We start from the raw sequence: 22,757 nt of genomic DNA on the forward strand, positions 1-22,757 counted from the left end.
GCGCGGCCGCTTATTGCGGGCCGGGGCCGCCGCGACCGGGCATGAAGCGGTAGGTGATCCGGCCCTTGGTCAGATCGTAGGGGGTGAGTTCGACCAGCACCTCGTCGCCGACCAGCACGCGGATGCGGTTCTTGCGCATCTTGCCGGCGGTGTGTCCGAGAATTTCGTGATCGTTTTCGAGCTGGACACGGAACATCGCGTTGGGGAGCAATTCCACCACGCGGCCGCGCATCTCGAGCAATTCTTCCTTGGCCAAAAATCAACCTCTATTCGCGTGCTTCGGGCGCGCCCTTAGCGCAGGCTGCCGAAAAAGGGAAGCAATGGGAACCGGCGTGCGGGCGCCAACTTCACGAAGTTCACGCATATCGCTGTCGGTAGCAACGTGGATGTGGGGAGCGCGGGGCGGTTCGGCAAGCGCATGGCAATAGAGCGCGTCTTAGGAGACGAGCGCGCGGGGGGACAGTCGACGATGACAAAGAGCGAGCCGGGAAGGTGGCAGATCCTTGGCGTGTAGGACTGGCGGGATTGCCTTGCAGATCGACCCGACAGTCCAATATCGACCAAGATATTGAAGAGCAAAGCAAATATATTCCAAAGTAATGACGGCATCCGTAGCCTCGACAATATACCTTGGCCGTAAACGATCATGCTGGGTTATATTTTGCCAAGAAGGCGTCCATGGCTTTAAGGAATTCCAGTCGGTCCTCGCTGCGGGTGAAATGGTGGTCGCCCAAGGGCTGTTCGATATATTCGTAGGGCTTGCCTGCCGCCTTCAACGCTTCGGCCATCTGTCGCGATTGTCTGACGGGGACGCGGCGGTCGGCCTTGCCGTGCATCAGAAGGATGGGAATCGACACCTGAGCGGCGCCGAAGCGGGGCGAGACACCATGCAGATCCTGCGTGCGCTTGCTCCAATAGCGACCCGCGGTCTTGCCGTTGAGGAATTGCGCGTCGTAGTGTTTGATGCCAACCAGATCGGAAACGCCCGCATAGGAAATCGCGCAGCGGTAAAAGGTGCCATCACGCTGCGCGGCGCGGAGCGCGGCATAGCCGCCGTAGGAGGCGCCGGCGATGCAGACGCGTTTCGGATCGGCGATGCCCTCCTTGGCGAGATAGCCGATCGCGTCGTTGAGATCGTCCTGCATCTTCAGACCCCATTCGCCTTCACCCAGCTTGACGAAGGCGGTGCCATAGCCCGAGGAGCCGCGATAATTGGGCTGGATCACGGCATAGCCGATCTCCGCGAGATATTGCGTCCACCAATCCCATTCCTCACTGTCGCGGGCGATCGGTCCGCCGTGCGGCAGGACGATCAGCGGCAGGTTCCTGGTCGCGCGGTGGCGAGGGAGGGTTAGCACCGCATCGATCGCGGTGCCGTCGCGTGCAGTATAGCGGATGGTCTTGACCGGCGAGAGGCTGCGGTTGCCGAGCGTCTTGTTCTGATAGGCGTAACGCTGCATGCGCCCGGCGGCGAGGTCCCAAAAATATAGCGTGCCGGCCTGCGAGGCGGTGCCGACCTCGACCAGCATGCGGCTGTCGTCTGCATTGCGCGAGACGATGCGCGCACGGCGGTTGCCGACCGCCTTGTCTGCCGCCTCCTGAATCTTCTTCATCTCCGGATCGAGCCAGACGGTATGCGGATAGGTGTCGGTGACCTGGACGCCGATGACATCAGTACCGTCGTGGTTCTCGATGATGCCGTCGATATCATAGCGATCGAGGCCAAACAGCTTCTTGCCGAGCTTGAGGTCGGGCAGCGAAACTTCATAGAGTTGATCGCGGCCGCTGGTGTCGTCGGTAGCAAGCGCGGTGCCGTCCGCACGAAAGGTAAGCGGCACGACGACGCTCGTCTCGCTCTTGGGATCGTTGCGCGCGATGGTGTGAAAGAATTCGCCGTTACTCGTGCGATAGAGAAGGGATGCCCGACCGGTCGCATCGGCGTAGCGGACACCCATGCGGACGGTGCCGGCGCCGTCAGCGTGCCAGTTCCATACGTCCACTTGGCTGCTGGCGACGCGCTTGGTCCGGCCGGTCGACACATCGGCCTCCCATACCGACGGGTAGATTTCGTCGAGTGTTTCGATACCGGTCTGGCGCGAGAAGAGGATGCGTGGGCTGCCGTCGCGCGCAACCCAAAGCAGATCGTCCGCACGCAAGCCCGAACGCGGCCAGTCGATCCGCTGTACCTGCTTCATATCGGCGCTGACCCCGATCATCCGCGTCATATAGACATCGTCACCCTGGAACGGCACCTGCTGGCCGACGCCGACCGCAAGCCAGCCGTTGCCGACCCAGTGCCACCAGTTGATATCCATCTCCGGCCCGACCTTGATCGCGACGGGTTTGGCATGATCGAAGAGCGAGACGACGACGAGATGCTGTGCGCCTGCGACCGCCATCTTGCCGGCGATGTGCGTGCCGTCCGGCGAAAGGCTCGGATCGGCGAGGACCGGAAGTTCGGCAAAGGCTTCTACGGGAACGGCGGCTTGGGGGTCGACCGCGGGCGCGTCGGCAGCTTTGGGCGCGCTACCGCCGGTCTGGCTGCCAGCCGGCGCAGCAATCGCGGCGAGCAGGATGGTGGCAGCGCAACGTGCGTGACGACGGACCATGAAAGCGTGTCTCCCCCTTGCGCGGCCTTGCCCCCAAGACCGCATAGGGAGGGATGACGGGGGCCGTGGCAGGCTGCAAGCGCGGAGTGCGAAGTGTCTGTTTCGACTAGTGGAGTACCGCAACCATCGAGCAGGACGACGGCGGCTATCATGGCGGGCCACAGGACGAGCCGATAGTGGCTGCCGTCTCCGATCCCGAGGGCAAACCGCCGCGTCTGGACCGTTGGCTTAGCGGGAAGCTCGCAGAATTGGCCGGGTCGCAGTCGTCATTCGACGCACGCCAAGACCTGTCGACGCGCAGCCGACGTTTCGCGCATCATGGATGGCGCGCAATCCCTGGGTCCCGGCTTTCGCCGAGATGACCTGGGGGCGTTATGTGCCCCGCCTCGCCATGGGAACGCGTGCCTGCGTCAGTCGGCCAGGGGGGCGTCGGGGCGATAGCCGACCTTGGCGATCACGGTGCCGTCGGGGTTCTTGCCGGCGCGGTAATAAGCGCCGATCTGCTGGCGTTGCGCCCAGGTCAGATCGTCCCAGTCTTCGCGGTCGTTGCTGGGATGTCGGCCGCCGATGCGCGTGTCGATGATCTTGCTTTTGCCGTTCGACGGCTGCTGGGCCCTGGCGCGGCCGATGCCCTTGGCCTTCAGTTCGTCGTCGAAGGCGCCGCTGTCGACCGCCTGTTCGAACTTTTCGAGGAATTCCTCGAAGCGATCGACCGGCAGGTGATTGGTCGTCGCGCCGTTGATCTGCAGCGTCTCGCCGCCGATCTTCACCGTCATCGCGAGGACGCCGTTCTTGATCTGCCACCAGCGGTTGGCCGCCTTGCTCGTATCGCCGTTACGCGCGGCGAACTGGTCGCGCATCCGCCTGATGCCGTCGAGCAGCGGCTTGCGCGCCTTGTGCGGATCGTCGTGCTGGACGTTGAAGGCATCGGCCAGACCCACATTGTCGATGAAGCCGGCAAGTGTGTCTTTCATCGTCCTACGCTCCTCCACGGTTGGAGGCGGCGGCTAGGCATCAGACCTTACCGATTTATCAACGAAATGGCCGGCGGATCGCGTGGCGGGTGCCGGGATCGGCGAAGGTTTGGGGAAGAAGCGTTGTCTTTCCTGACGTTAGCTTGGGGTTGGCGTTGATGGGCAAAATTGTGGCGGTGCGGCTATCGGCGGGTTCGCGGGCCGGTCGTTCGGGTCGATAGGAAGGTTCGCGCGAAGGCGCGAAGGCGCAGAGGAAGGAGGCTTTGCGCGCGGAGGCGCGGAGAGCGCGGAGGTGTTGCGTTCGTGGGGTATCGCGCCTCCACCCCGTTCGTCATCCCGGCGGAGGCCGGGGCCTATGGTCGCGGTAAGCTGCGATGTGGTGCGCTGCCGCTCCGTCGGCGCGTCCACGGGTCCCGACTTTCGTCGGGATGACGAATGGGAGAGGCGGCTACTCTCCCTGTCGTGGGATCGGAGCCGATCCCGCTTCTCAACACCTCCGCGCGGCCCCGACGCCCTTGACGTGAGGGCTTACCCGCCGCCGCCCGCCGCCAGTGCGGCGAGGAGGAGCAGCGCGACGATGTTGGTGATCTTGATCATCGGGTTGACCGCCGGGCCGGCGGTGTCCTTGTAGGGATCGCCGACGGTGTCGCCGGTGATCGCGGCCTTGTGCGCCTCAGAGCCCTTGCCGCCGTAATTGCCGTCCTCAATATATTTCTTGGCATTGTCCCAGGCGCCGCCGCCGCTGGTCATCGAGATTGCGACGAACAGGCCGGAGACGATCACGCCGAGCAGCATCGCGCCGAGCGCGGCGAAGCCCTGCGCCTGGCCCGCCACCGCGGTGATGACGAAGTAGAGCGCGATCGGGCTTGCCACCGGCAACAGGCTGGGCACGATCATCTCGCGGATCGCGGCGCGGGTGACGAGGTCGACGGTGCGGGCGTAATCGGGGCGGCTGGTGCCGAGCATGATGCCCGGATTGTCGCGGAACTGGCCACGCACTTCCTCGACCACCGCGCCCGCCGCGCGGCCGACCGCGGTCATGCCGAACGCGCCGAAGAGATAGGGCAGCAGCGCGCCGAGCAGCAGGCCGACGATGACATAGGGGTTGGACAGGCTGAAATCGACGGTGACGTCAGGGAAGTAGGTCTGGAGGTCCGTCGTATAGGCGCCGAACAGGACGAGCGCGGCGAGCCCCGCCGAGCCGATCGCATAGCCCTTGGTCACCGCCTTGGTGGTGTTGCCGACCGCGTCGAGCGCGTCGGTGCGGCTGCGGACGTCGTCGGGCAGGCCGGCCATCTCCGCGATGCCGCCGGCATTGTCGGTGACCGGGCCGTAGGCGTCTAGCGCGACCACCATGCCGGCCAGCGCGAGCATTGCGGTCGCGGCGAAGGCGATGCCGATGATCCCGGCGAGCTGATAGGTGGCGATCACCGCGACGACGATCACCAGCGTCGGCATCGCGGTCGATTCGAGGCTGATCGCGAGGCCCTGGATGACGTTGGTGCCGTGGCCCGTCTGGCTGGCGGCGGCGATCGACTTGACCGGGCGATAGTTGGTGCCGGTGTAATATTCGGTGATCCAGACGATCAGCCCGGTGACGGCGAGACCGATCACCATGCACCAGAACAGGTCCATGCCGGTGAAGCTGGGGATCGCCCCCGCCGCCGCTGCGGGCTGGTCGAAGCCCGTGGTGAGGTCGTCCGACACCGCGTCGAGGAAGCCGGCGCTGCCGATCGTGCGGTGGAGGTCGCCGAGCACATATTGCGTGGCTAGATAGATGGCGGGGATCGACAGCAATGCCGAGGTCCAGAAGCCCTTGTAGAGCGCGCCCATGATGCTGCCCTTGCCGAGGCGGACCGCATAGGTGCCGATGATCGAGGTGACGATGCAGACGCCGCCGACGAGCAGCGGCAGGCTCATCAGCCGCATCAGTTCGGCGGTATCGGCGCGGATGAGGAGCGCGATCGAGATCATCGTGACGCCGAGCGTGACGACATAGGTCTCGAACAGATCGGCGGCCATGCCGGCGCAATCGCCGACATTGTCGCCGACATTGTCGGCGATGACCGCGGGGTTGCGCGGATCGTCCTCGGGAATGCCCGCCTCGACCTTGCCGACGAGGTCGGCGCCGACGTCGGCGGCCTTGGTGAAGATGCCGCCGCCCAATCGCGCGAAGATCGAAATGAGCGACGCGCCGAACGCCAGAGCGGTCAGCGCCTCGACGATGATCCGGTCGTTGGGGGCGTGGCCGGCGGGGCCGGTGAGATACCAGAAGAAGCCGCTGATCGCGAGCAGGCCGAGCCCGGCGACGAGCATGCCGGTGACCGCGCCCGAACGGAACGCCATCGTGAGGCCGCCCTGCAACGAGTGGCGCGCAGCCTCCGCGGTGCGGACGTTGGCGCGGACCGAGATATTCATGCCGACATAGCCGGCGACGCCCGACAGCAGGGCGCCGATGACGAAGCCGATCGTCGAGATCGCGCCCAATGCGGCGAACAGGATGACCGCGACGATGACGCCGACGATCGCGATGGTGGTATATTGGCGGCCGAGATAGGCCTTGGCGCCTTCCTGGATGGCGGCGGCGATGTCCTGCATTTTCGCGTCACCGGGCGATGCGCGCAGCACCTGTTGGCTGGTGACGAAGCCATAGACCACGGCGATAACGCCGCAGAGGATGGCGATGAAGACCGTGGTCATTCTCGCATCTCCTTCTCCTGTTGACGCACGGCCGATGTGTCCCGGTCTCGTGGCGTTTGACCGGAGGCTATGGCGCGGCGGCGGGGAGTGCAAGCGCGCCGTTGCGATGCGGCTAGTGTTCGAAGCCCAGGCGGGCTGGCAGGGGCAGGGGCTGGCCGTCGTCGTGGAGGTGGAGGCCGCCGCCGCGCGCGAAGCGGCCGAGGCGGGTGGCGATGACCGGCGGGACGACGTTGGCGGGCATCGCGAACAGCAATTCGTAATCGTCGCCCGCGGTCGCGGCGGCGAGGCGGGCGGCGCGATCGTCGCCGGCGAAGGCGCGATAGGGCAGGGATAGCGGCACCGCGGCGAGATCGAGGTGGACGGCGAGGCCGCTCGCCTCTCCCATCCGCGCGGCGTCGATCAGCAGGCCGTCGCTGACGTCCATCATCGCATGCGCGATCCGGCTGAGCACGCGGCCCTCGGCGAGGCGCGGGGTCGGGCGGCGATAGCGTGCGGCGAGTTCGGCCGGGCCATCGGCGCCCTGCGCGATGGCGAGGCCGGCGCCGGCGTCGCCGATCGTGCCGGTGACCCAGAGCGCGTCATTCTCGCCGGCGCCGCCGCGGGGCGGGGCGGGGGTGTCGCAGCCGAAGGCGGTGACGGTGAGGAACCGCGGCGCGCCCCTGGGAAGCGTCACCGTGTCGCCGCCGAGCAGGCTGGTGCCGCAGGCGACGAGCACCTCGGCGAGGCCGGCGAGGAAGGCGCGATCCCAGGCGTCGTCGGAAAGCGGATAATTGAGCAGGATGCCGTCGGGCCTCGCGCCCTTGCCGGCGATGTCGGAGAGGTTGGTGGCGACGAGCTTCCACGCGACGTCCTGCGGTGTGTCGGCGGAGAGGAAGTGGACCCCCTCGACCAACGTGTCGGTGGTGACGACGAGGGGGACGTGGAGCAGCCGCGCGGTGTCGTCGCGCAGCCCGCGCGCCGCCGGATGGAGCGGCAGGGCGCGCAAGGCGGTGAGGAAGTCGGTTTCGGTCATGAGGCTCGGCCTGTCCTTCCAAATCCTCCCCCCGGCGGGGAAGGGATTCGAGTTACGCCGTGCGTACGTCCTTGGCGATGCCGTCGAGCAGGCCGTTGACGAAGCCAGCCTCCCGGCGCTCGTAGAAGGCGTGGGCGACGTCGACATATTCGCTGATCGTCGCGCCGACCGGCACGTCGGCGCGCGCCATCAGCTCGTAGGTGCCGGCGCGCAGGATCGCCTTCATCGGCTTGTCGAGGCGGGCAAGCGTCCAGCCCTTGGCGAGCTTCTTCTCGATCGCGAGGTCGATCTCGCCGGCGCGCGCGGTCGTGCCCTTGACGAGGTCGTCGAAGAAATCGACGTCGGCGTCGGCATATTCCGCGTCCTCGATCGTCGCGCCGAGGCGGTGGTTGTGGAATTCGTGGAGCAGCGACGGCACCGCGGTGCCTTCCATCTCATGCTGGTAGAGCGCCTGGACGGCGGCAAGGCGGGCGGCGGCGCGCGCCTGGGTGCGGTTGGAGCTTCGGGACATCCGGCGGGCCTGTAATCGGATTGACGCGATCCGTCACCCCTTTGCCGGGCCGCGACGCCGAGCGCGCCGCGGCCCGAAGCGGGATCAGGGCATCAGCACCGTGTCGACGACGTGGATGACGCCGTTCGACTGCATGACGTCCTTGATCGTGACGTGGCTCATGCCGCCCTTGGCGTCGGTGAGCGTCAGCCGGTTGCCCATCATCGACGCGGTGAGCGGCTCGCCCTGCACCGTGGTCAGCGTCGCCTTGCCGCCACCGGCCTTGATTGCGGCGGCGATCTGCTTCGACGTCATCGTGCCGGCGACGACGTGATAGGTGAGGATGTTGGTCAGCGTCGCCTTGTTCTCGGGCTTGACCAGCGTGTCGACGGTGCCGGCGGGAAGCTTGGCGAAGGCGGCGTTGGTCGGCGCGAAGACGGTGAACGGGCCGGGGCCGGACAGCGTGTCGACCAGGCCGGCCGCCTTGACCGCGGCGACGAGCGTGGTGTGGTCCTTCGAATTGACCGCATTCTCGACGATCGTCTTGGTCGGGTACATCGCGGCGCCGCCGACCATCGGGTTCTTGGCGGCCGACATGGCCGGGCCGGCGGCGAGCATGGCGACGGCGGCGATCGCGGCGCGGACGTGGATCTTGGTCATGGGGCATCCTTCTCTTGGCGCACCCCTTTGCGGGCTGCTGGTGAGAGGTACGTCGGCGGCACGGCCGGGGATGCCTTGGCTGAGGATTCAATCGCGCGGAGGCGCGGAGAAGACGGGGTGTTCGCGCAGAGAGGGGCCGGATGCCGCGGATGCGTTCCACCCGTCCTGCGTCAGAGGCCTTTCAGGCGCGGTTTCCAGCGGGCGGCGATGGCGGCGGCGGCGGTGTCGCCGTTCGTCGTGTTGGCGCTTTGATAGACGTCGATCGCGATGCCGCGGTCGGCAAGGCGCGCGGTCGCCTCCGCCAGCAGCGCGTTGATGATGAAGGCGCCGAGGATGGTGGAGGTCGGACCCATCACCGGACCGTGCGGGGCGATCGCGACGCTGGCGTCGCCCGGAACGGCGCCGTTGTCTAGGACGATGTCGGCGACCTCGAACAGGCGCTGGCCCGAGGAGTGGAGCGATCCGACGCTGTGCGAATGGCGCAGCGAGGTGATCGCTATCACGCTCGCGCCGCGCGATCGGCAGGCGAGCGCCATCTCGATCGGGAAGGCGTTGCGCCCCGAGTTGGACACGACGATGACGACATCGCCCACCGCGACGGGGTAGTTCGCCAGCAGCGCCTCGGCACGGCCCGGCTCGCGCTCCAGCGCCGAGGATCGCGTCGCGCTGACATGCAGCATCAGATCGGGGTCGAGGATCGCCTGTACCGCGGCGACGCCGCCGGCGCGGTAGAAGGCCTCTTCCGCGATCAGATGGGAATGGCCGCTGCCCGCCACATAAATGATCCGGTCCGCCGCGAGCGCGCTGGCCACCGCGTCGCAGCCGCGTTCCAAGTCATCATCCGGCGAGGCGACGAACCGATCGAGCGCCTGGACGATGACGTCGCGATAGGCCTGGGTGAATCGTCCCATCTTCGTCGTTCCCCGCTTTGCCGTCATGGTCGCGGCGCGCAGCGTATCGCAAGCCGGGGACGCAGACCATCGCCGCCCGGTCGGATCGACATTCAGGCAAATTCCTCCCCCGCCAGGGGGAGGAATTTAGCCAAAACCCCGAATGTCGATCTGGCTTAGGACTCGCTCCGGGGTGACGGGGCGGGTTTGGAACGAGGCCGGCCTAAATGAAGGTTCAGCGCTGCCATTGATCTCGACCCGCCCTATCGGTTGAGCCGCAGGCGCAGTGCCACCGAGCGGGCGTGGGCGGGGAGGCCTTCGGCGTGGGCGAGCGCGACCGTTGCCGGGCCGAGTTCGGCGAGCGCGGCTTCGTCCAGCCCCAAGAAGCTGGTGCGCTTCATGAAGTCGAGGACGGACAGGCCGCTGGCGAAGCGGGCGCGGCGGCCGGTGGGGAGGACGTGGTTGGGGCCGGCGACGTAATCGCCGATCGCTTCCGGCGTGTGGCGGCCGAGGAAGACGCTGCCGGCGTGGCGGATGCGGTCGAACAGCGACTGCGGGTCGTCGACGGCGAGCTGGAGATGTTCGGGGGCCAAGCGGTCGACCAGCGGGCAGGCGGCCTCGAGCGACTCGACGACGATGATCGCGCCGTTGGCGTCCCAGGCGGCGCGTGCGACCGCGGCGGTGGGGAGGATCGCCAGTTCCTCGCCGACCGCCGCCGCGACGCGGTCGGCGTAGGCGGCGTCGTCGGTGAACAGGATCGATTGCGTGGTGACGTCGTGCTCGGCCTGGCTGAGCAGGTCGGCGGCGGTCCATTGCGGGTCGTTGCGCGCGTCGGCCATCACGACGATCTCGCTGGGGCCGGCGACCATGTCGATGCCGACGACGCCATAGACCTGGCGCTTGGCTTCGGCGACCCAGGCGTTGCCGGGGCCGGTGATCACGTCGACCGGCAGAATGCGGCCGGCGCCATAAGCCAGCGCGGCGATCGCCTGCGCACCGCCGATCCGCCACACCTCGTCCACCCCGGCGAGATGCGCGGCGGCGAGGACGAGATCGTTGATCTGGCCGTCGGGCGTGGGAGTGACCATCACCAGCCGCCCGACGCCCGCGACCTTGGCGGGGATCGCGTTCATCAGCAGCGACGAGGGGTAAGCGGCGCGGCCGCCGGGAACGTAGAGTCCGGCGGCATCGACCGGTCGCCAGCGCGCGCCGAGGCGTACGCCGGCATCGTCGGTATAATCGGTGTCGGTCGGCTTCTGGCGCTCGTGATAGGCACGGATGCGGGTGGCGGCGAGATCGAGCGCGTCGCGCAACGACGGGTCGAGCGCGGCATAAGCGGCGGCGCAGGCGGCGGGTTCGATGCGCCAGCCGGTCTCGGCGAGATCGTGGCGATCGAGCTTGCGGGTGAAGGCCGCCACCGCCGCCTCGCCGTCGTCGCGAACCGCGCGGATGATCGCGGCGACGTCGCGGGTGACGTCGGCGGAGGCTTCGCGGCGACCCTCGACCAGAGCGGTGAAGGCGTCGGCGAAGCCGGCGTCGCGAATGTCGAGGCGGATCATGCCGCCTGCTCCTGCGCGACGGCGCGGCGGAACGCCTCGACCAGCGGCACGACTTCGGGGCGGGTCTTCATTGCGGCGCGGTTGACGATCAGGCGGCTGGTGACCTCGGCGATCACCTCGACCTCGACGAGGCCGTTTTCCTTCAAGGTCTTGCCCGAGGAGACGAGGTCGACGATGCGCGGCGCGAGGCCGAGCGTCGGCGCCAGTTCCATCGCGCCGTTCAATTTGACGCATTCGGCCTGCACGCCGCGCGCGGCGAAATGCGCGGCGGTGGTGTGCGGATATTTGGTGGCGACGCGGACGTGGCTCCAGCCGCGTGGATCGTCGGTCGCCGCCATCGCGGCGGGCTCGGCGACCGAGATGCGGCAATGGCCGATGCCGAGGTCGACCGGCGCGTAAAGTTCGGAATAGGCGAATTCGGCGAGCACGTCGGACCCCACGATGCCGAGCTGCGCGGCGCCGTGCGCGACGAAGGTCGCGACGTCGAAGGCGCGGACGCGGATCAGCTCGATATGCGGCACGTCGGTGGCGAAGCGCAGCGCGCGGCTGTCCGGGTCGCCGAAGGCGGCTTCGGGGTGGATACCGGCGCGCGCCAGCAGCGGCAGCGCCTCGGCGAGGATACGGCCTTTCGGCACGGCGATGACTAAGGGGGGTGTCGGCACGGCCCGGGCTTTACTGACGGGCAGGGGTGGGCGCAACACGGCGTCGCGAAGGGGGGCGAGTCGATGGCGAGCGAAGCGGAGAACCGGGCGGCATTCGATGTGCAGGCGGGCTATTGCGCGGCGATGGCGGCGCCGGTGACCGCGCGGGTCTGCGTGGCGCTGGGGCAGGCGCTCGACCGGACCAGCGCGACCGGGCGGCGGGTGCTCGACTGGCCGGGCGAGCCGGTGGCGGATGCGGTGGTGCTGCGGCTGGTCGGCGGGCTGCATGCGCTGCATCGCGCGGGTGTGGACGCCGACCTGTCGCGGGTGTTCGAGGGTGCGGTGACCGATGAGGCGGCGGTCGCGGTGGCGCTCGGGCGGGTGGTGCGCGAGCACGATGCGGCGCTGCTGCCCTGGCTCGACGGGCCGCCGCAGACCAACGAGGCGGCGCGGTCGGCGGGGCTGATGACGGGGCTGCTGCATCTGGCGACGCGGTTCGGGCCGCGTGTCGAGGTGCTGGAGATCGGGTCGAGCGCGGGGCTTAATCTGATGCTCGGGCGCTATCGGTTCGATCTCGGCGGCGTGGCGGTGGGGCCGGTGGACGCGGCGGTGGGGATCGTGCCGGAATGGCGCGGGGTGGCGCCGCCCGCCGCCACGGTCGCGGTGGTCGCGGCGCGCGGCGTCGATATCGCGCCGGTCGACGTCGGCGATCCCGCGCAGGCGGCGCGGCTGGAGGCCTATGTCTGGGTCGATGCGCAGGAGCGGCTGGCGCGTCTCGCCGCGGCGATCGGGGAGGTGCGCCGCGCCGGCGTCGATCTGGTGCGCGGCGATGCGGCGGACTGGGTCGAGGCGCGGCTCGCCGAGCCGCAGGCGGCGGGGGTGACGCGGGTGTTGATGCATTCGGTGGTGTGGCAGTACCTCTCCGCCGAGGGGCGGGCGCGGATCGTCGCGGCGATGGCGGCGGCGGGGGCGCGGGCGAGCGCGGAGCGGCCGCTCGGTTGGGTGATGATGGAGCCGAACCGCGATCTCCACCGCCACGAGGTGCGGGTGCGCGGCTGGCCGGATGAGACGCCGATGGAGCTGGTGGCGCTGACCCATGCGCACGGCGCGTGGGTGGAGGGGCTGCCGGCGCCGTACGAAACGCGCGATTACGTGATGCGGCGCGGGGCGTATGAGGCGGATTGAATAAATCCTCCCCCGCCAGGGGGAGGGGGACCAGCGAAGCTGGTGGAGGGGGAGGGCACGGAGCGCTTGCCGATCAAGCTCCACCCTTTCCTCCCCCTCCGTCACCGCTTCGCGGTGCCACCTCCCCCTGGCGGGGGAGGACTTCAGATCAATAGAAGAAGCGGTTGTAGACCTGCACGGCGCGGCCCGAGCGGGTGTCGACGAGCACCACGTCGTTGCCGTAGCGGACCCAGCGCTGGTAGCCGTAGCCCGGGCGCGGCAGGCGATAGGTGCCGTAGTCGTTGATCCAGTAACGCTGGCCGTAATATTCCGGCGCGAAGCGATAGCCGACGTTCACCGGGCGATAGCGATAGCCGCGCGGGCCGGCATAGCCGCCGCGGGTGTAGACGTCGCGGTGGGTGCGGCGATAGTCGCGCCAATCCTCGCGCAATTCGCGGCGATCCTCGCGGACCTCGCGGCGGGCTTCGCGGACGTCGCCGCGGTCGCCGTACGCGCGGGCGCGGGCGAGATCGCGCTCGCTCTGGCGCACTTCGCGTTCGCTCTGACGGACCTCGCGACCGCTCTGCGCGGTGGCGGTGGCGGCGGGCAGAATGGTCGCGGCGGCGATGGCGGCGATGATGATCTTACGCATCGTAACACTCCTTTCGATCGGGCGCCCCGGCGGGGCATGGCCGCTTATTCGGCCTATCCGCCTGAACGAACGAAGAATGTTTTGGTCAGCAACGCGAAAGCTGGGCGCCTGCTCACCCTCACGCCTCGGCGCTGCGCGCCTTTCCCCTCTCCCACCGGGAGAGGGGAGGAGACGGCGAAGCCGGCGAGGGTGAGGGTGAGCGAAGCTTCAGATGTTCCAGCGGCGCATCGCGGCGAGGACGGCTTCGGGCTTTTCCCATGGGACGAAATGGCCGGCGTCGATCTTCTCGACGGTCAGCTTCGGCACATAGGGGCCGAGATCGTCGACCAGCGGCGGCAGCAACGCCGAATCGCGCATCCCCCAGATCACCAGGGTCTCCTGCGTCACCGACGGGAAGGGGCGGTCGAGGAAGGCGGGGCGGGGCGGGGCTTCGTCCGGTGCGGGGACGATGACGGTCGAGGCGCGATACCAGTTGAGCATCGCGGTCATCGCGCCGGGCTGCGACCATTCGTCGAGATAGGCGGCCTTGTCGGCGCCGGCGATCGCCTGGGTGACGTGCTGCGCGAAGGTCGAGCCGAAGAACCGCTCGAGGCCGGCGCCGGTGAGGCCCTGGTCGATCCGGGTGTCGCGGAAGCGGGTGACATATTGGCTTGCCCGGCGTTGGGCGGGATCGTCGAACAAGGCGCGCTGGAAGAGATAGGGGTGGGGGGCGTTGACGATCACCAGCCGCGCGACGCGGTCGGGCCGGGCGAGCGCCGCCATCCACGCGATCGCGCCGCCCCAGTCGTGGCCGACCAGCGTGAACCGGTCGATGTCCAGATGATCGGCGAGCGCGACGAGGTCGGCGAGGATCGTGTCGGCGGTATAAGCCTCGACGCCCTCGGGCTTGGACGAGCGGGCGAAGCCGCGCTGGTCGGGGGCGACGACATAATGGTCGCGGGCGAGATCGGGCAGGATACCGCGCCACGTGCGATGCGATTCGGGGAAGCCGTGGAGCAGGATCACCGGCGGATGCGCGGGATCGCCGGCGATGGCGACGTCGAGTTCGACGCCGGTGGGGAGGGCGATGCGCCGTAACGCTGGGGTCATGAGGCTCTCCTGTGCTGCACCGTCCCTGTTTCGTCATCCCCGCGGAGGCGGGGCCGGCATAGGGGATCAGGGATAGCTCACCGTGTTCGGAACTTCGGGGATGGGAATCCATTCCTTGTCGTCGCCGGGGACCACCGGGAACTCGCCGGCCTTCCACGCGCGCTTGGCCTCGTTGATCCGTTCGCGGCTCGACGAGACGAAGTTCCACCAGACGTGGCGCGGGGTGCGGAAGGCGTCGCCGCCCGCCAGCATCGCGCGGCCGCCGCTCGCCGAGCGCAACGTCGCGGCGATGCCGGGGCGCAGCACATAGAGCTTCATCGGTTCGAGCGGCACGCCCTCCAGCGTCGCCTCGCCCATCGCGAGATAGACCGCGCGCTCCTCGGCGGCGGCGTCGATCGGCACGCTCGCACCGGGGTCGAGCGCGATGTCGGCGTAGATCGTGCCGGCGTAGGTCGTCGTCGGCGCGCGCTGCCCCCACAATTCGCCCATGATGATGCGCGCGCGGGCGCCGTGCGCGGCGATCGTCGGCAGCGCGGCCTTGGCGACGTGCTCGAACGCCGGATCGATCTCCTCCTTCGCCTCGGGCAGCGCGAGCCAGGTCTGGATGCCGGACAGCGCCGGACCGGCCCGACGCTCGTCGCCGGGCGAGCGTTCCGAATGGACGATGCCGTTGCCGGCGGTCATCAGATTGACCGCGCCGGGGGCGATCCGCTGCTGCGTGCCGAGCGAATCGCGATGGTCGATCGCGCCGTCGAACAGATAGGTCACCGTCGCGAGGTTGATATGCGGGTGCGGGCGCACGTCGATGCCGTTGCCGATCTCGAGATGCGCCGGCCCCATCTGGTCGAAGAACAGGAACGGGCCGACCATCGTCCGCTCCTTGTTGGGAAGCGTGCGGTGGACCTTGAAGCCGCCGAGGTCGTGGGTGACCGGGGTGATGGTCTGGAGGACGAAGTCATCGAGCACGGGCAGGCTCCGTTTCGCTGAGAAGCTGTTCGAGATCAGCAGGATAGATGGTTTCGGGCCAATCGGCCAGTTCGTGACGCTCGAACCAGCGCGAGCCGGCGAGGACGCGCTGCTCCAATTCGGTGAGCGCGCCGGCCTTGACCTCGTGCCGGTCGATGTCGACGCGGAAATAGCGTTCGTCGGCGATTACCTCGACGCGTTCGAAGGTCAGGAATTCGCAGGTGCGCTGCGCCACCTCGGGCCCGCAATCCATGTCGAGGCCGACCTCCTCCCACAATTCGCGGCGGGCGGCCTGCGCGTAGCTCTCGCCGGGATCGACCGCGCCGCCGGGGGTGCACCAGAGCGGCGGCCGGTCGTCGGGCGTGAAGCGCATGAGCAGCACGCGACCGGCGCCGTCGACGAGCAGGATGCGGGCGGCGGGGCGGGGGATGCGAGCCATTGCGCGGCTTTACCCGGTCGCGGGGGCGGCGCGAAGGCGGCAAACGCGAAACGCTGTCGTTCCGCAGGCTTGGGGAATCCCCACGCCGTCATCCCGGGTCGAGCCCGGAATGACGGGACGGGGCAGGTCGGCCGCTACGCCGCGTCGAGTTCCGGATAATGGCGGAAGATGCCGTCGGTGTTGAACGGCAGGCGGCGGTCGCTGGCCAGATAGGCGCGGATGCCGGGCAAATCGGCGACCGCGGCGTGCAGGCGGAGGAGCGCGGGGTAGCTCGGCGCCAGCGTCGCCATCCGCCTGGGGAACATGTAGCGCAGCCCCTCGATCAGCTGGAACAGCGAGGTGTCGCCATAGGTCCAGCGATGCTCGATCAGCCAGTCGCCGGGGCCCTGCGCTGCCGCCGCCTCGAAATGATCGAGATATTTGGGCAGGCGCTCGTCGCGGAACTGTGCGGCGGCGCGGGCGGCCTCGGGTTTCTGGTCGTCGTAATAGTCCATCATCGCGACCGGGTGATGAACGTTGTGGACCTCGGCGACGATGTCCGCGATCGTCAGTTGCAACTGGTTGAGCCAATAGCGGTCGGCAAGGTTGGAGGGCACCAGGTCGTGCTGCTGGCCGAGGAACTGGAGGATGTTGGCGACCTGCGCGATCGCATGGCCGTCGAGCGCGAGATAGGGCGGCGCATACGGACCGCGGCCATCCCCGGCGCGCGTTTCAAGGTCCTGCATCATCGCCTCGGCACCCTGGGTACGGGCGCAATCCTCATAGGCGATGCCGGCGGCTTCGAGCGCCAGGCGGACGAACTCGCCGCGACCCTGGATCGTCGGCCAATACCACAAGCGATAGACCATGCGCTTATTCCCCCGGCGCGCGGGCCTTGATGGCGAGCGCATGGATGCGCGTCGACAACAGATCGGCGAGCGCTTGGTTCACCGCGCGCTGGCGCGCGACGCGGCTGGCACCGATGAAGGCGGGGCTCTCGACGACGACGGTGAAGTGCGATTCGCCGGTGCCGTCGTCGCCCATATGGCCGGCGTGGAGGTGGCTGTCGTTGCGGACTTCGAGATGGGTGGGGGCGAGCGCGGCGGTCAGGCGGGCGGCGATGATGTCGGCGAGCGGAGCGGCGGTAGCGGTGTCGGTCATCGCGCCTATATATCGGCATTGCGCCAATTAGGGAGCGTTCGTGACGCGCGCGAGTGACAAGAAGGACCGGCCGCAGACGCGGTTTCACGGTCGCATGGAAGCACAGGGCCGGGTGTGCGCCGAGCCGGGCTGCGAGGAGCCGGGCGAATTCCGCGCACCGCCGCTGGAGGGGGCCGCGACGAGCAACGGCCCGGGCGCGTTCCGCTGGATGTGCCTCGACCATGTCCGCGCGTTCAACAGCCGCTACAATTTCTTCGACGGCATGACCGCCGACGAGATCCATCAGGCACAGCGGCCGATGGCGGGCTGGGAGAACGAGACGCGCGCGTTCGCACGGGCGGGCTATGGCGACCAGGGCCCGCGCTGGGCGGACTTCAACGATCCGCTCGACGCGATCGGCGCGCGCTATCGCCGCGAGGTCGCGCCCGAGCGGAGGGACGGCAAGCCTTTGTCGGGGCAGGATCGCGCGAGTCTCAAGGTGCTCGGGCTGGCGGCGGATGCCGACCGGCCGGCGCTGCGCAAACGCTATTCGGAGCTGGTGCGCCGCTATCACCCGGATCGCAACGGCGGCGATCGGAGCCACGAGGCGATGCTGCAATCGGTGATCGCGGCATATCAGCAATTGCGGCAGGCGCCCGCCTTCGTTTGAGGGGCGGGTCGCCCCCGTCATCCAGCCCGCCGCCGTGCGGCGATATCTCTCTTCGTATCGCCCATCCGTCTTCGCGGGAATTTCCGATACTTGGCACCTCTGCGGCGCAGAACGGCGCGGCGGCGGCTTGACGGCGGGGCAATCCGTTTCCACTGGATATGTGTTGCGCCATTCGCTCGCTTCGCGCGTTGGGGAGGGCCGCCTCTCATTTGCCCAGCTTCGAAACGGTGCCCCGACCCGATGACCGACATCCCCAATACCCAGCCCGACAGCCGCGAGACGACGATCCTCGATGCCCCCGACAAGATGGTCGGCATCCGCGAGCTGTTCGGCATCGATAGCGACATGCAGGTGCCCGCGTTCAGCGAGGCGGACGAACGCGTCCCCGATCTCGACCCCGCCTATGTCTTCGATCCGGACACGACGCTGGCGGTGCTGGCGGGCTTCGCGCACAACCGGCGCGTGATGGTGCAGGGCTATCACGGCACCGGCAAGTCGAGCCATATCGAGCAGGTCGCGGCGCGGCTCAACTGGCCGTGCATCCGCATCAACCTCGACGCGCATATCAGCCGTATCGACCTGATCGGCCGCGACGCGATCGTGCTGCGCGACGGCCAGCAGGTCACCGAATTCCGCGAGGGCCTGCTGCCGTGGGCGTTGCAGACTCCGACCGCTTTGGTGTTCGACGAATATGACGCGGGCCGGCCCGACGTGATGTTCGTGATCCAGCGCGTGCTGGAAACCGAGGGCAAGCTGACGCTGCTCGACCAGAACCGCGTGATCCGCCCGAACCCGTGGTTCCGGCTGTTCGCGACTGCCAATACGGTCGGCCTCGGCGATACCAGCGGGCTCTATCATGGCACGCAGCAGATCAACCAGGGCCAGATGGACCGCTGGAACATCGTCGTCACGCTCAATTATCTGCCCGCGGCGGTCGAATCGCAGATCGTGCTCGCCAAGTCGGGCGAGTACGACAAGCCCGAGGGGAAGAAGACCGTCGAACAGATGGTCCGCGTCGCCGACATGACGCGCAAGGGCTTCGTCAACGGCGATATCTCGACGGTGATGAGCCCGCGTACGGTGATCACCTGGGCGCAGAACACGTTGATCTTCGGCGACGTCGGCTTCGCGTTCCGGTTGAGCTTCCTCAACAAATGCGACGAGAACGAACGGCCGTTGGTCGCGGAATATTTCCAGCGCGTGTTCGGCAAGGACCTGCCGGAGAGCGTGGTGGGGAAAGCGTAAGGACCGGATGACGAAGGCCGAGGCTATCGAGCGGTTGCGTGCGCGTGAACCCGAACTGCGCCAGCTCGGGATCACGCGGCTGTCGATTTTCGGATCGACGGCGCGCGACGAGGCGCGGCCGGACTCGGACGTCGATCTCGTCGCGACGGTGGATTATGATGCGATCCGTGCGCTCGGCCCGTTCGGCTTCTTCGGGATCGAAGGCCGGATCGAGGACATGCTCGGTGTCAAGGTCGACTTCATGACCGAGGCGTCGCTGGAGCCGCGGTTGCAGGCGCAGGTCGATCGGGATCGCGTCCATGTCTTTTGATCGTATTGAAAGCCGTCTTCACCATATCGTCGACAATGCCGACCGCATCTCGGTCTATCTCGACGGCTACGATTACGATCGCTTCCGGGCGGACCAGCTGGTCGCCGATGCGGTCGAACGGTGTATCGAACGGATATCGGAAGCGGTCGTACAGATCGGTGCGGAAGCCGTTGGTGTGCTCGCTCTCCCCGTACCGTTCAACGATGTGCGTAGTCTCGGCAATCGACTGCGCCATGAATACAGCCGGATCGATTCGCAGGTTATCTACGATACGGCGCGCACCGATATCCCCGCGCTGCGGGACGCCGCGCAACGCGCACTGGACAATTGATGGCAAACGATACCCCCCTCGACCGGTTCAAGGCGGTGCTCGCCGGGACGGCGCGCGCGATTTCGGAGGAGCCGGAGGTCGAACTCGGCTTCACCGCCGATGCGCCGGTGCAATCGGGCAAGCATATCAAGGTGCCGATGCCGCCGCGCACGCTGCCTGCCGAGCAAGTGGCGGAGGCGCGCGGCTTTTCCGACGGTTTCGCGTTGCGGCTGCGCCATCATGACGATGCGCTGCATTCGCGTCATGCGCCGGCCGAGGCGGTGGCGCGGTCGGTGTTCGACGCGGTCGAGAGCGCGCGGGTCGAGGCCCTGGGCAGCCGCGGCTATGCGGGGATCACCGACAATCTGGCGCATGCGCTCGACGTGCGGATGCGCAGCGACCCGATCACGCGCGCGCGGACGCGCGAGGAAGTGCCGCTGGCCAGCGCATTGTCGCTGCTGGTGCGCGAGAAACTGACCGGGCTGGAGGCGCCCGCCGCCGCGGCGCCCGGCCTCGCTTTGGTGCGCGAATGGATTGACGCGCGCACCGATCTGTCGAGCCTCGCGCTCGCGCTCGACGACCAGCGTGCCTTCCAGAGCCTCGCGATGAAGATGCTCGAGGAGCTGGAATTGGTCGAGGGCGAGGTCTTGCCCGAGAATGCCGACGAGGGCGGCTCGGAGGACGAAGGCACCGACGAGCAGCAGCAGGACGAGGGCGAGGAGGATCAGGAGCAGGAGGGCGGCCAGGGCGAAGGCGAGGTCGACGCACGCGGCGAGGCGCAGGAATCGGACAGCGACGACGGCGAGGGCGAGGAATTCGGCGACCAGTCGATGGACGACCTCGACGGCGAGCCGGGCGACGATGGTGAGGATGGCATGCAGCCGGTGCGCCCCAACCGCCCGAACAGCGATTTCATGCCGCAGTTCGAATATAAGCCGTGGACGACGCAGTTCGACGAGGTCGTCGCCGCCACCGACCTGTGCGACGCCGAGGAACTGGCGCGGCTGCGCGGCTATCTCGACCAGCAGCTCGCGCATCTGCAGTCGGCGGTGTCGAAGCTCGCCAACCGCTTGCAACGCCGGCTGATGGCGCAGCAGTCGCGGTCGTGGGATTTCGATCAGGACGAGGGCATGCTCGACGCGGCGCGGCTGGCGCGCGTCGTCGTCACACCGGGCCAGTCGCTGAGCTACAAGATCGAGCGCGAGACCGATTTCCGCGACACGGTGGTGACGCTGCTCATCGACAATTCGGGCTCGATGCGCGGCCGGCCGATCGGCATCGCCGCGATCAGCGCCGATATCCTCGCGCGGACGCTGGAGCGCTGCGGCGTGAAGACCGAGATCCTCGGCTTTACCACCCGCGCGTGGAAGGGGGGGCAAGCGCGCGAGACGTGGCTGGCCGCGGGGCGCCCGCCGCAGCCGGGGCGGCTCAACGACATCCGCCACATCGTCTACAAGAAAGCGGACGAGCCGTGGCGGCGCGCGCGCACCAACCTCGGCCTGATGATGCGCGAGGGGCTGCTCAAGGAGAATATCGACGGCGAGGCGCTGCTCTGGGCGCACAGCCGGCTGCTCGCGCGGCCCGAGGAGCGGCGCATCCTGATGGTGATCAGCGACGGCGCCCCGGTCGACGACTCGACGCTGTCGGTCAATTCGGGCAGCTATCTGGAGCGGCACCTGCGCCAGGTGATCGGCTGGATCGAGGGCAAGTCGCCGGTCGAGCTGGTCGCGATCGGCATCGGCCACGACGTGACGCGTTATTATGCGCGAGCGGTGACGATCATGGACGCCGAGCAACTGGGCGGCACAATCATCGAGCAACTGGCGGCCTTGTTCGACACGCCGTGATCGGGGCATAACCTGCCTCGTATACGATTCGGGGGTGTCGAATGGCGTTCGGGGCGTGGAAAGCGGGGCTATGTCTGTTCCTTGCGACGGCGGCGGTCGCGCACGAGCCATCGCAGGCGGATCTGGCCGCAGCGGATGCCGCACGCAAGGCGGTGGAAGAAGGGCGTTACCTTGACGCCGAACGGACGCTGCGCAGGGCTGCTTTCGACGACAAGGGCGTCGCAAAACCAGGATACGCCTATGATCAATGGATGGAAATCCATGGGCTGCTGGATGGCGAGCCCGGCCCGGCGATCCCGGAGCCTGACGCTCGGATCGATGCCGAACAGCAAGCGGCGATCGCACGATTGAAGGCGGCGACGCCGCACGACGCGCTTGCCACGATCGTCGAGCAGGCGAAGACGCATCGGCTGGTGATCCTGAACGAGGATCACGCCAGCCCGCGCGATCGTGCCTTCGGATGGCAGGTGGCCCGCGCGCTGCGTCCGCTCGGCTATGACGTGCTGGGGATCGAGACGCTCAACAACGTTGCCGACGATCGCGAGGCAGCGGGGATGATGGCGACGCTCTTGCGCGAAGGCTATGCGCATCGCGTGTCGACGGGTTATTACGTGCGAGATCCGGTGTTCGCCGATTTCGTGCGGCAGGCGCTGATGGTCGGCTATCGTCCGGTCGCCTATGAGACGACCGACCATACGCCAAAGGGCGACGTGATCGCGCGGATCGAAGCACGCGAACAGGCGCAGGCCAACTTCATCGTCCGTCGTGCCTTGCAGCGGAATCCCAACTCGAAGATTTTGCTCTACGTCGGCTTTCATCATGTCACCGAAAACCCGACCGATATGGACGGCAAAAAGGTGTCTTGGCTGGCGACGCGGCTGAAAGCCATGACGGGGATCGATCCGCTCACGATCGATCAGACGACGCTGAACGCCAATGGCGCCGGGGAGCCAACCCTGTATGCGGCGGTCGCCGATCGGATCGTGACGAGGCCCGCGGTGATGTTTGCGGACGGGACGCCGCTGGTCGTCGGCCATTATGCCGGGCTGGTCGACCTGCAGGTCGCGCATCCGCGGACGACGCGGATCGGCGGCCGGCCGGACTGGTTGCTGGCGATGGGGCGCACGCCGACGCCGATCCCCGCAAAGCTACTGCCGAAAAAGGGGCAGAGGTTGGTGCAGGCGTTCGTCACCGGCGAGACCAACGCGATCCCCGTCGATCAGGTGGTGGTGACCGCGGGTCGTTCGGCGCCCGTTCTGATGCTGCCGAAGGCACCGGTGACCTTTGTCGTACAGGACGCCGGCGCGGTGCCGAAGCCCTGAGAACAAAAGGATTTCTGGCCAAACACCTGCGTTCCTGCTTGGCTGCGGGACAACAAGGGGACGTGCCGGTGATCGATCGTGGACGTGGG

General features: G+C 67.9%; 24 protein-coding genes. 7 read left to right on the forward strand and 17 right to left on the reverse strand.

All coding sequences use genetic code 11. From position 1 onward, the window contains the following. Positions 1-10: 10 nt before the first annotated feature. The 10 genes from infA to hisG form a co-directional block, all read right to left on the reverse strand. Entirely contained in the window at positions 11-256 is a 246-nt protein-coding gene (gene infA, locus ACLBWH_RS07785; protein ID WP_017977808.1) for a translation initiation factor IF-1, read from the reverse strand. A gap of 388 nt (positions 257-644) precedes the next feature. Then, positions 645-2,609 (reverse strand): alpha/beta hydrolase family protein, encoded by a 1,965-nt coding sequence (locus ACLBWH_RS07790; protein WP_447798204.1) that lies wholly within the window; start codon positions 2,607-2,609, stop codon positions 645-647. A 410-nt stretch (positions 2,610-3,019) separates the two neighbouring features. Continuing rightward, entirely contained in the window at positions 3,020-3,583 is a 564-nt protein-coding gene (locus ACLBWH_RS07795) for a hypothetical protein (protein ID WP_447797994.1), read from the reverse strand. A gap of 528 nt (positions 3,584-4,111) precedes the next feature. Continuing rightward, positions 4,112-6,283 (reverse strand): sodium-translocating pyrophosphatase, encoded by a 2,172-nt coding sequence (locus ACLBWH_RS07800; protein WP_447797996.1) that lies wholly within the window; start codon positions 6,281-6,283, stop codon positions 4,112-4,114. Positions 6,284-6,395: 112 nt separating this feature from the next. After that, positions 6,396-7,295 carry a thiamine-phosphate kinase gene (thiL, locus tag ACLBWH_RS07805; RefSeq protein WP_447797998.1) on the reverse strand — a complete coding sequence of 300 codons (900 nt, stop codon included), beginning with the start codon at positions 7,293-7,295 and terminating at the stop codon, positions 6,396-6,398. Positions 7,296-7,347: 52 nt separating this feature from the next. After that, entirely contained in the window at positions 7,348-7,806 is a 459-nt protein-coding gene (nusB, locus tag ACLBWH_RS07810; protein WP_038662363.1) for a transcription antitermination factor NusB, read from the reverse strand. Between the two features lie 84 nt (positions 7,807-7,890). After that, positions 7,891-8,445, reverse strand: coding sequence for a fasciclin domain-containing protein (locus ACLBWH_RS07815; RefSeq protein ID WP_322848835.1), 555 nt, complete (start codon positions 8,443-8,445; stop codon positions 7,891-7,893). Between the two features lie 170 nt (positions 8,446-8,615). Then, positions 8,616-9,356 carry a sugar isomerase domain-containing protein gene (locus ACLBWH_RS07820; RefSeq protein ID WP_447798001.1) on the reverse strand — a complete coding sequence of 247 codons (741 nt, stop codon included), beginning with the start codon at positions 9,354-9,356 and terminating at the stop codon, positions 8,616-8,618. A 242-nt stretch (positions 9,357-9,598) separates the two neighbouring features. Next, positions 9,599-10,894 carry a histidinol dehydrogenase gene (gene hisD, locus ACLBWH_RS07825; protein WP_447798003.1) on the reverse strand — a complete coding sequence of 432 codons (1,296 nt, stop codon included), beginning with the start codon at positions 10,892-10,894 and terminating at the stop codon, positions 9,599-9,601. Continuing rightward, positions 10,891-11,529 (reverse strand): ATP phosphoribosyltransferase, encoded by a 639-nt coding sequence (gene hisG / locus ACLBWH_RS07830; RefSeq protein ID WP_447798004.1) that lies wholly within the window; start codon positions 11,527-11,529, stop codon positions 10,891-10,893. Before hisG ends, hisD begins: the two co-directional genes overlap by 4 nt. Before the next feature lie 90 nt (positions 11,530-11,619). Here hisG and ACLBWH_RS07835 point away from each other — a divergent pair, with 90 nt between their 5' ends. After that, positions 11,620-12,720 carry a DUF2332 domain-containing protein gene (locus ACLBWH_RS07835; RefSeq protein ID WP_447798005.1) on the forward strand — a complete coding sequence of 367 codons (1,101 nt, stop codon included), beginning with the start codon at positions 11,620-11,622 and terminating at the stop codon, positions 12,718-12,720. A 148-nt stretch (positions 12,721-12,868) separates the two neighbouring features. Here ACLBWH_RS07835 and ACLBWH_RS07840 read toward each other — a convergent pair whose 3' ends face one another. The 6 genes from ACLBWH_RS07840 to ACLBWH_RS07865 all read right to left on the reverse strand — a co-directional run bounded on the left by ACLBWH_RS07840 (position 12,869) and on the right by ACLBWH_RS07865 (position 16,985). After that, entirely contained in the window at positions 12,869-13,351 is a 483-nt protein-coding gene (locus ACLBWH_RS07840; protein WP_322848840.1) for an RcnB family protein, read from the reverse strand. A gap of 207 nt (positions 13,352-13,558) precedes the next feature. After that, positions 13,559-14,440: an alpha/beta fold hydrolase gene (locus ACLBWH_RS07845; protein ID WP_447798007.1), complete on the reverse strand. Its 882-nt coding sequence runs from the start codon at positions 14,438-14,440 to the stop codon at positions 13,559-13,561. A gap of 66 nt (positions 14,441-14,506) precedes the next feature. Beyond that, positions 14,507-15,406, reverse strand: coding sequence for a pirin family protein (locus ACLBWH_RS07850; protein WP_447798009.1), 900 nt, complete (start codon positions 15,404-15,406; stop codon positions 14,507-14,509). Next, positions 15,396-15,845 (reverse strand): NUDIX hydrolase, encoded by a 450-nt coding sequence (locus ACLBWH_RS07855; RefSeq protein WP_322848843.1) that lies wholly within the window; start codon positions 15,843-15,845, stop codon positions 15,396-15,398. The genes ACLBWH_RS07850 and ACLBWH_RS07855 overlap by 11 nt, the downstream gene beginning before the upstream one ends. Positions 15,846-15,979: 134 nt before the next feature. Then, on the reverse strand, positions 15,980-16,693 hold the full coding sequence (locus ACLBWH_RS07860) for a glutathione S-transferase (protein ID WP_447798011.1): 714 nt from the start codon (positions 16,691-16,693) through the stop codon (positions 15,980-15,982). 4 nt (positions 16,694-16,697) lie between these two features. After that, positions 16,698-16,985 (reverse strand): BolA family protein, encoded by a 288-nt coding sequence (locus ACLBWH_RS07865; RefSeq protein ID WP_322848845.1) that lies wholly within the window; start codon positions 16,983-16,985, stop codon positions 16,698-16,700. A 94-nt stretch (positions 16,986-17,079) separates the two neighbouring features. Here ACLBWH_RS07865 and ACLBWH_RS07870 point away from each other — a divergent pair, with 94 nt between their 5' ends. The 5 genes from ACLBWH_RS07870 to cobT all read left to right on the forward strand — a co-directional run bounded on the left by ACLBWH_RS07870 (position 17,080) and on the right by cobT (position 21,346). Continuing rightward, entirely contained in the window at positions 17,080-17,634 is a 555-nt protein-coding gene (locus tag ACLBWH_RS07870) for a J domain-containing protein (RefSeq protein WP_447798206.1), read from the forward strand. Between the two features lie 240 nt (positions 17,635-17,874). Continuing rightward, a complete protein-coding gene (gene cobS, locus ACLBWH_RS07875; RefSeq protein ID WP_038662320.1) occupies positions 17,875-18,879 on the forward strand; it encodes a cobaltochelatase subunit CobS in 1,005 nt (334 codons plus the stop codon). A gap of 7 nt (positions 18,880-18,886) precedes the next feature. Continuing rightward, a complete protein-coding gene (locus tag ACLBWH_RS07880; protein ID WP_447798013.1) occupies positions 18,887-19,189 on the forward strand; it encodes a nucleotidyltransferase family protein in 303 nt (100 codons plus the stop codon). Then, positions 19,179-19,520 carry a HepT-like ribonuclease domain-containing protein gene (locus tag ACLBWH_RS07885; protein WP_447798015.1) on the forward strand — a complete coding sequence of 114 codons (342 nt, stop codon included), beginning with the start codon at positions 19,179-19,181 and terminating at the stop codon, positions 19,518-19,520. The genes ACLBWH_RS07880 and ACLBWH_RS07885 overlap by 11 nt, the downstream gene beginning before the upstream one ends. After that, the gene (gene cobT / locus ACLBWH_RS07890) at positions 19,520-21,346 is read left to right on the forward strand and encodes a cobaltochelatase subunit CobT (RefSeq protein WP_447798017.1); all 1,827 of its coding nucleotides are present in this window, start codon (positions 19,520-19,522) and stop codon (positions 21,344-21,346) included. The genes ACLBWH_RS07885 and cobT overlap by 1 nt, the downstream gene beginning before the upstream one ends. A gap of 68 nt (positions 21,347-21,414) precedes the next feature. On the opposite strand, the gene ACLBWH_RS07895 is transcribed toward cobT, so the two are convergent. Continuing rightward, complete coding sequence (locus ACLBWH_RS07895) at positions 21,415-21,609, reverse strand: hypothetical protein (protein ID WP_447798019.1); 195 nt, start codon at positions 21,607-21,609, stop codon at positions 21,415-21,417. On the opposite strand from ACLBWH_RS07895, the gene ACLBWH_RS07900 reads away from it, so the two are divergent. Further along, complete coding sequence (locus tag ACLBWH_RS07900; RefSeq protein ID WP_447798021.1) at positions 21,598-22,668, forward strand: hypothetical protein; 1,071 nt, start codon at positions 21,598-21,600, stop codon at positions 22,666-22,668. The genes ACLBWH_RS07895 and ACLBWH_RS07900 overlap by 12 nt on opposite strands. Positions 22,669-22,757 lie beyond the last annotated feature (89 nt).

Source organism: Sphingomonas sp. M6A6_1c (assembly GCF_053345135.1).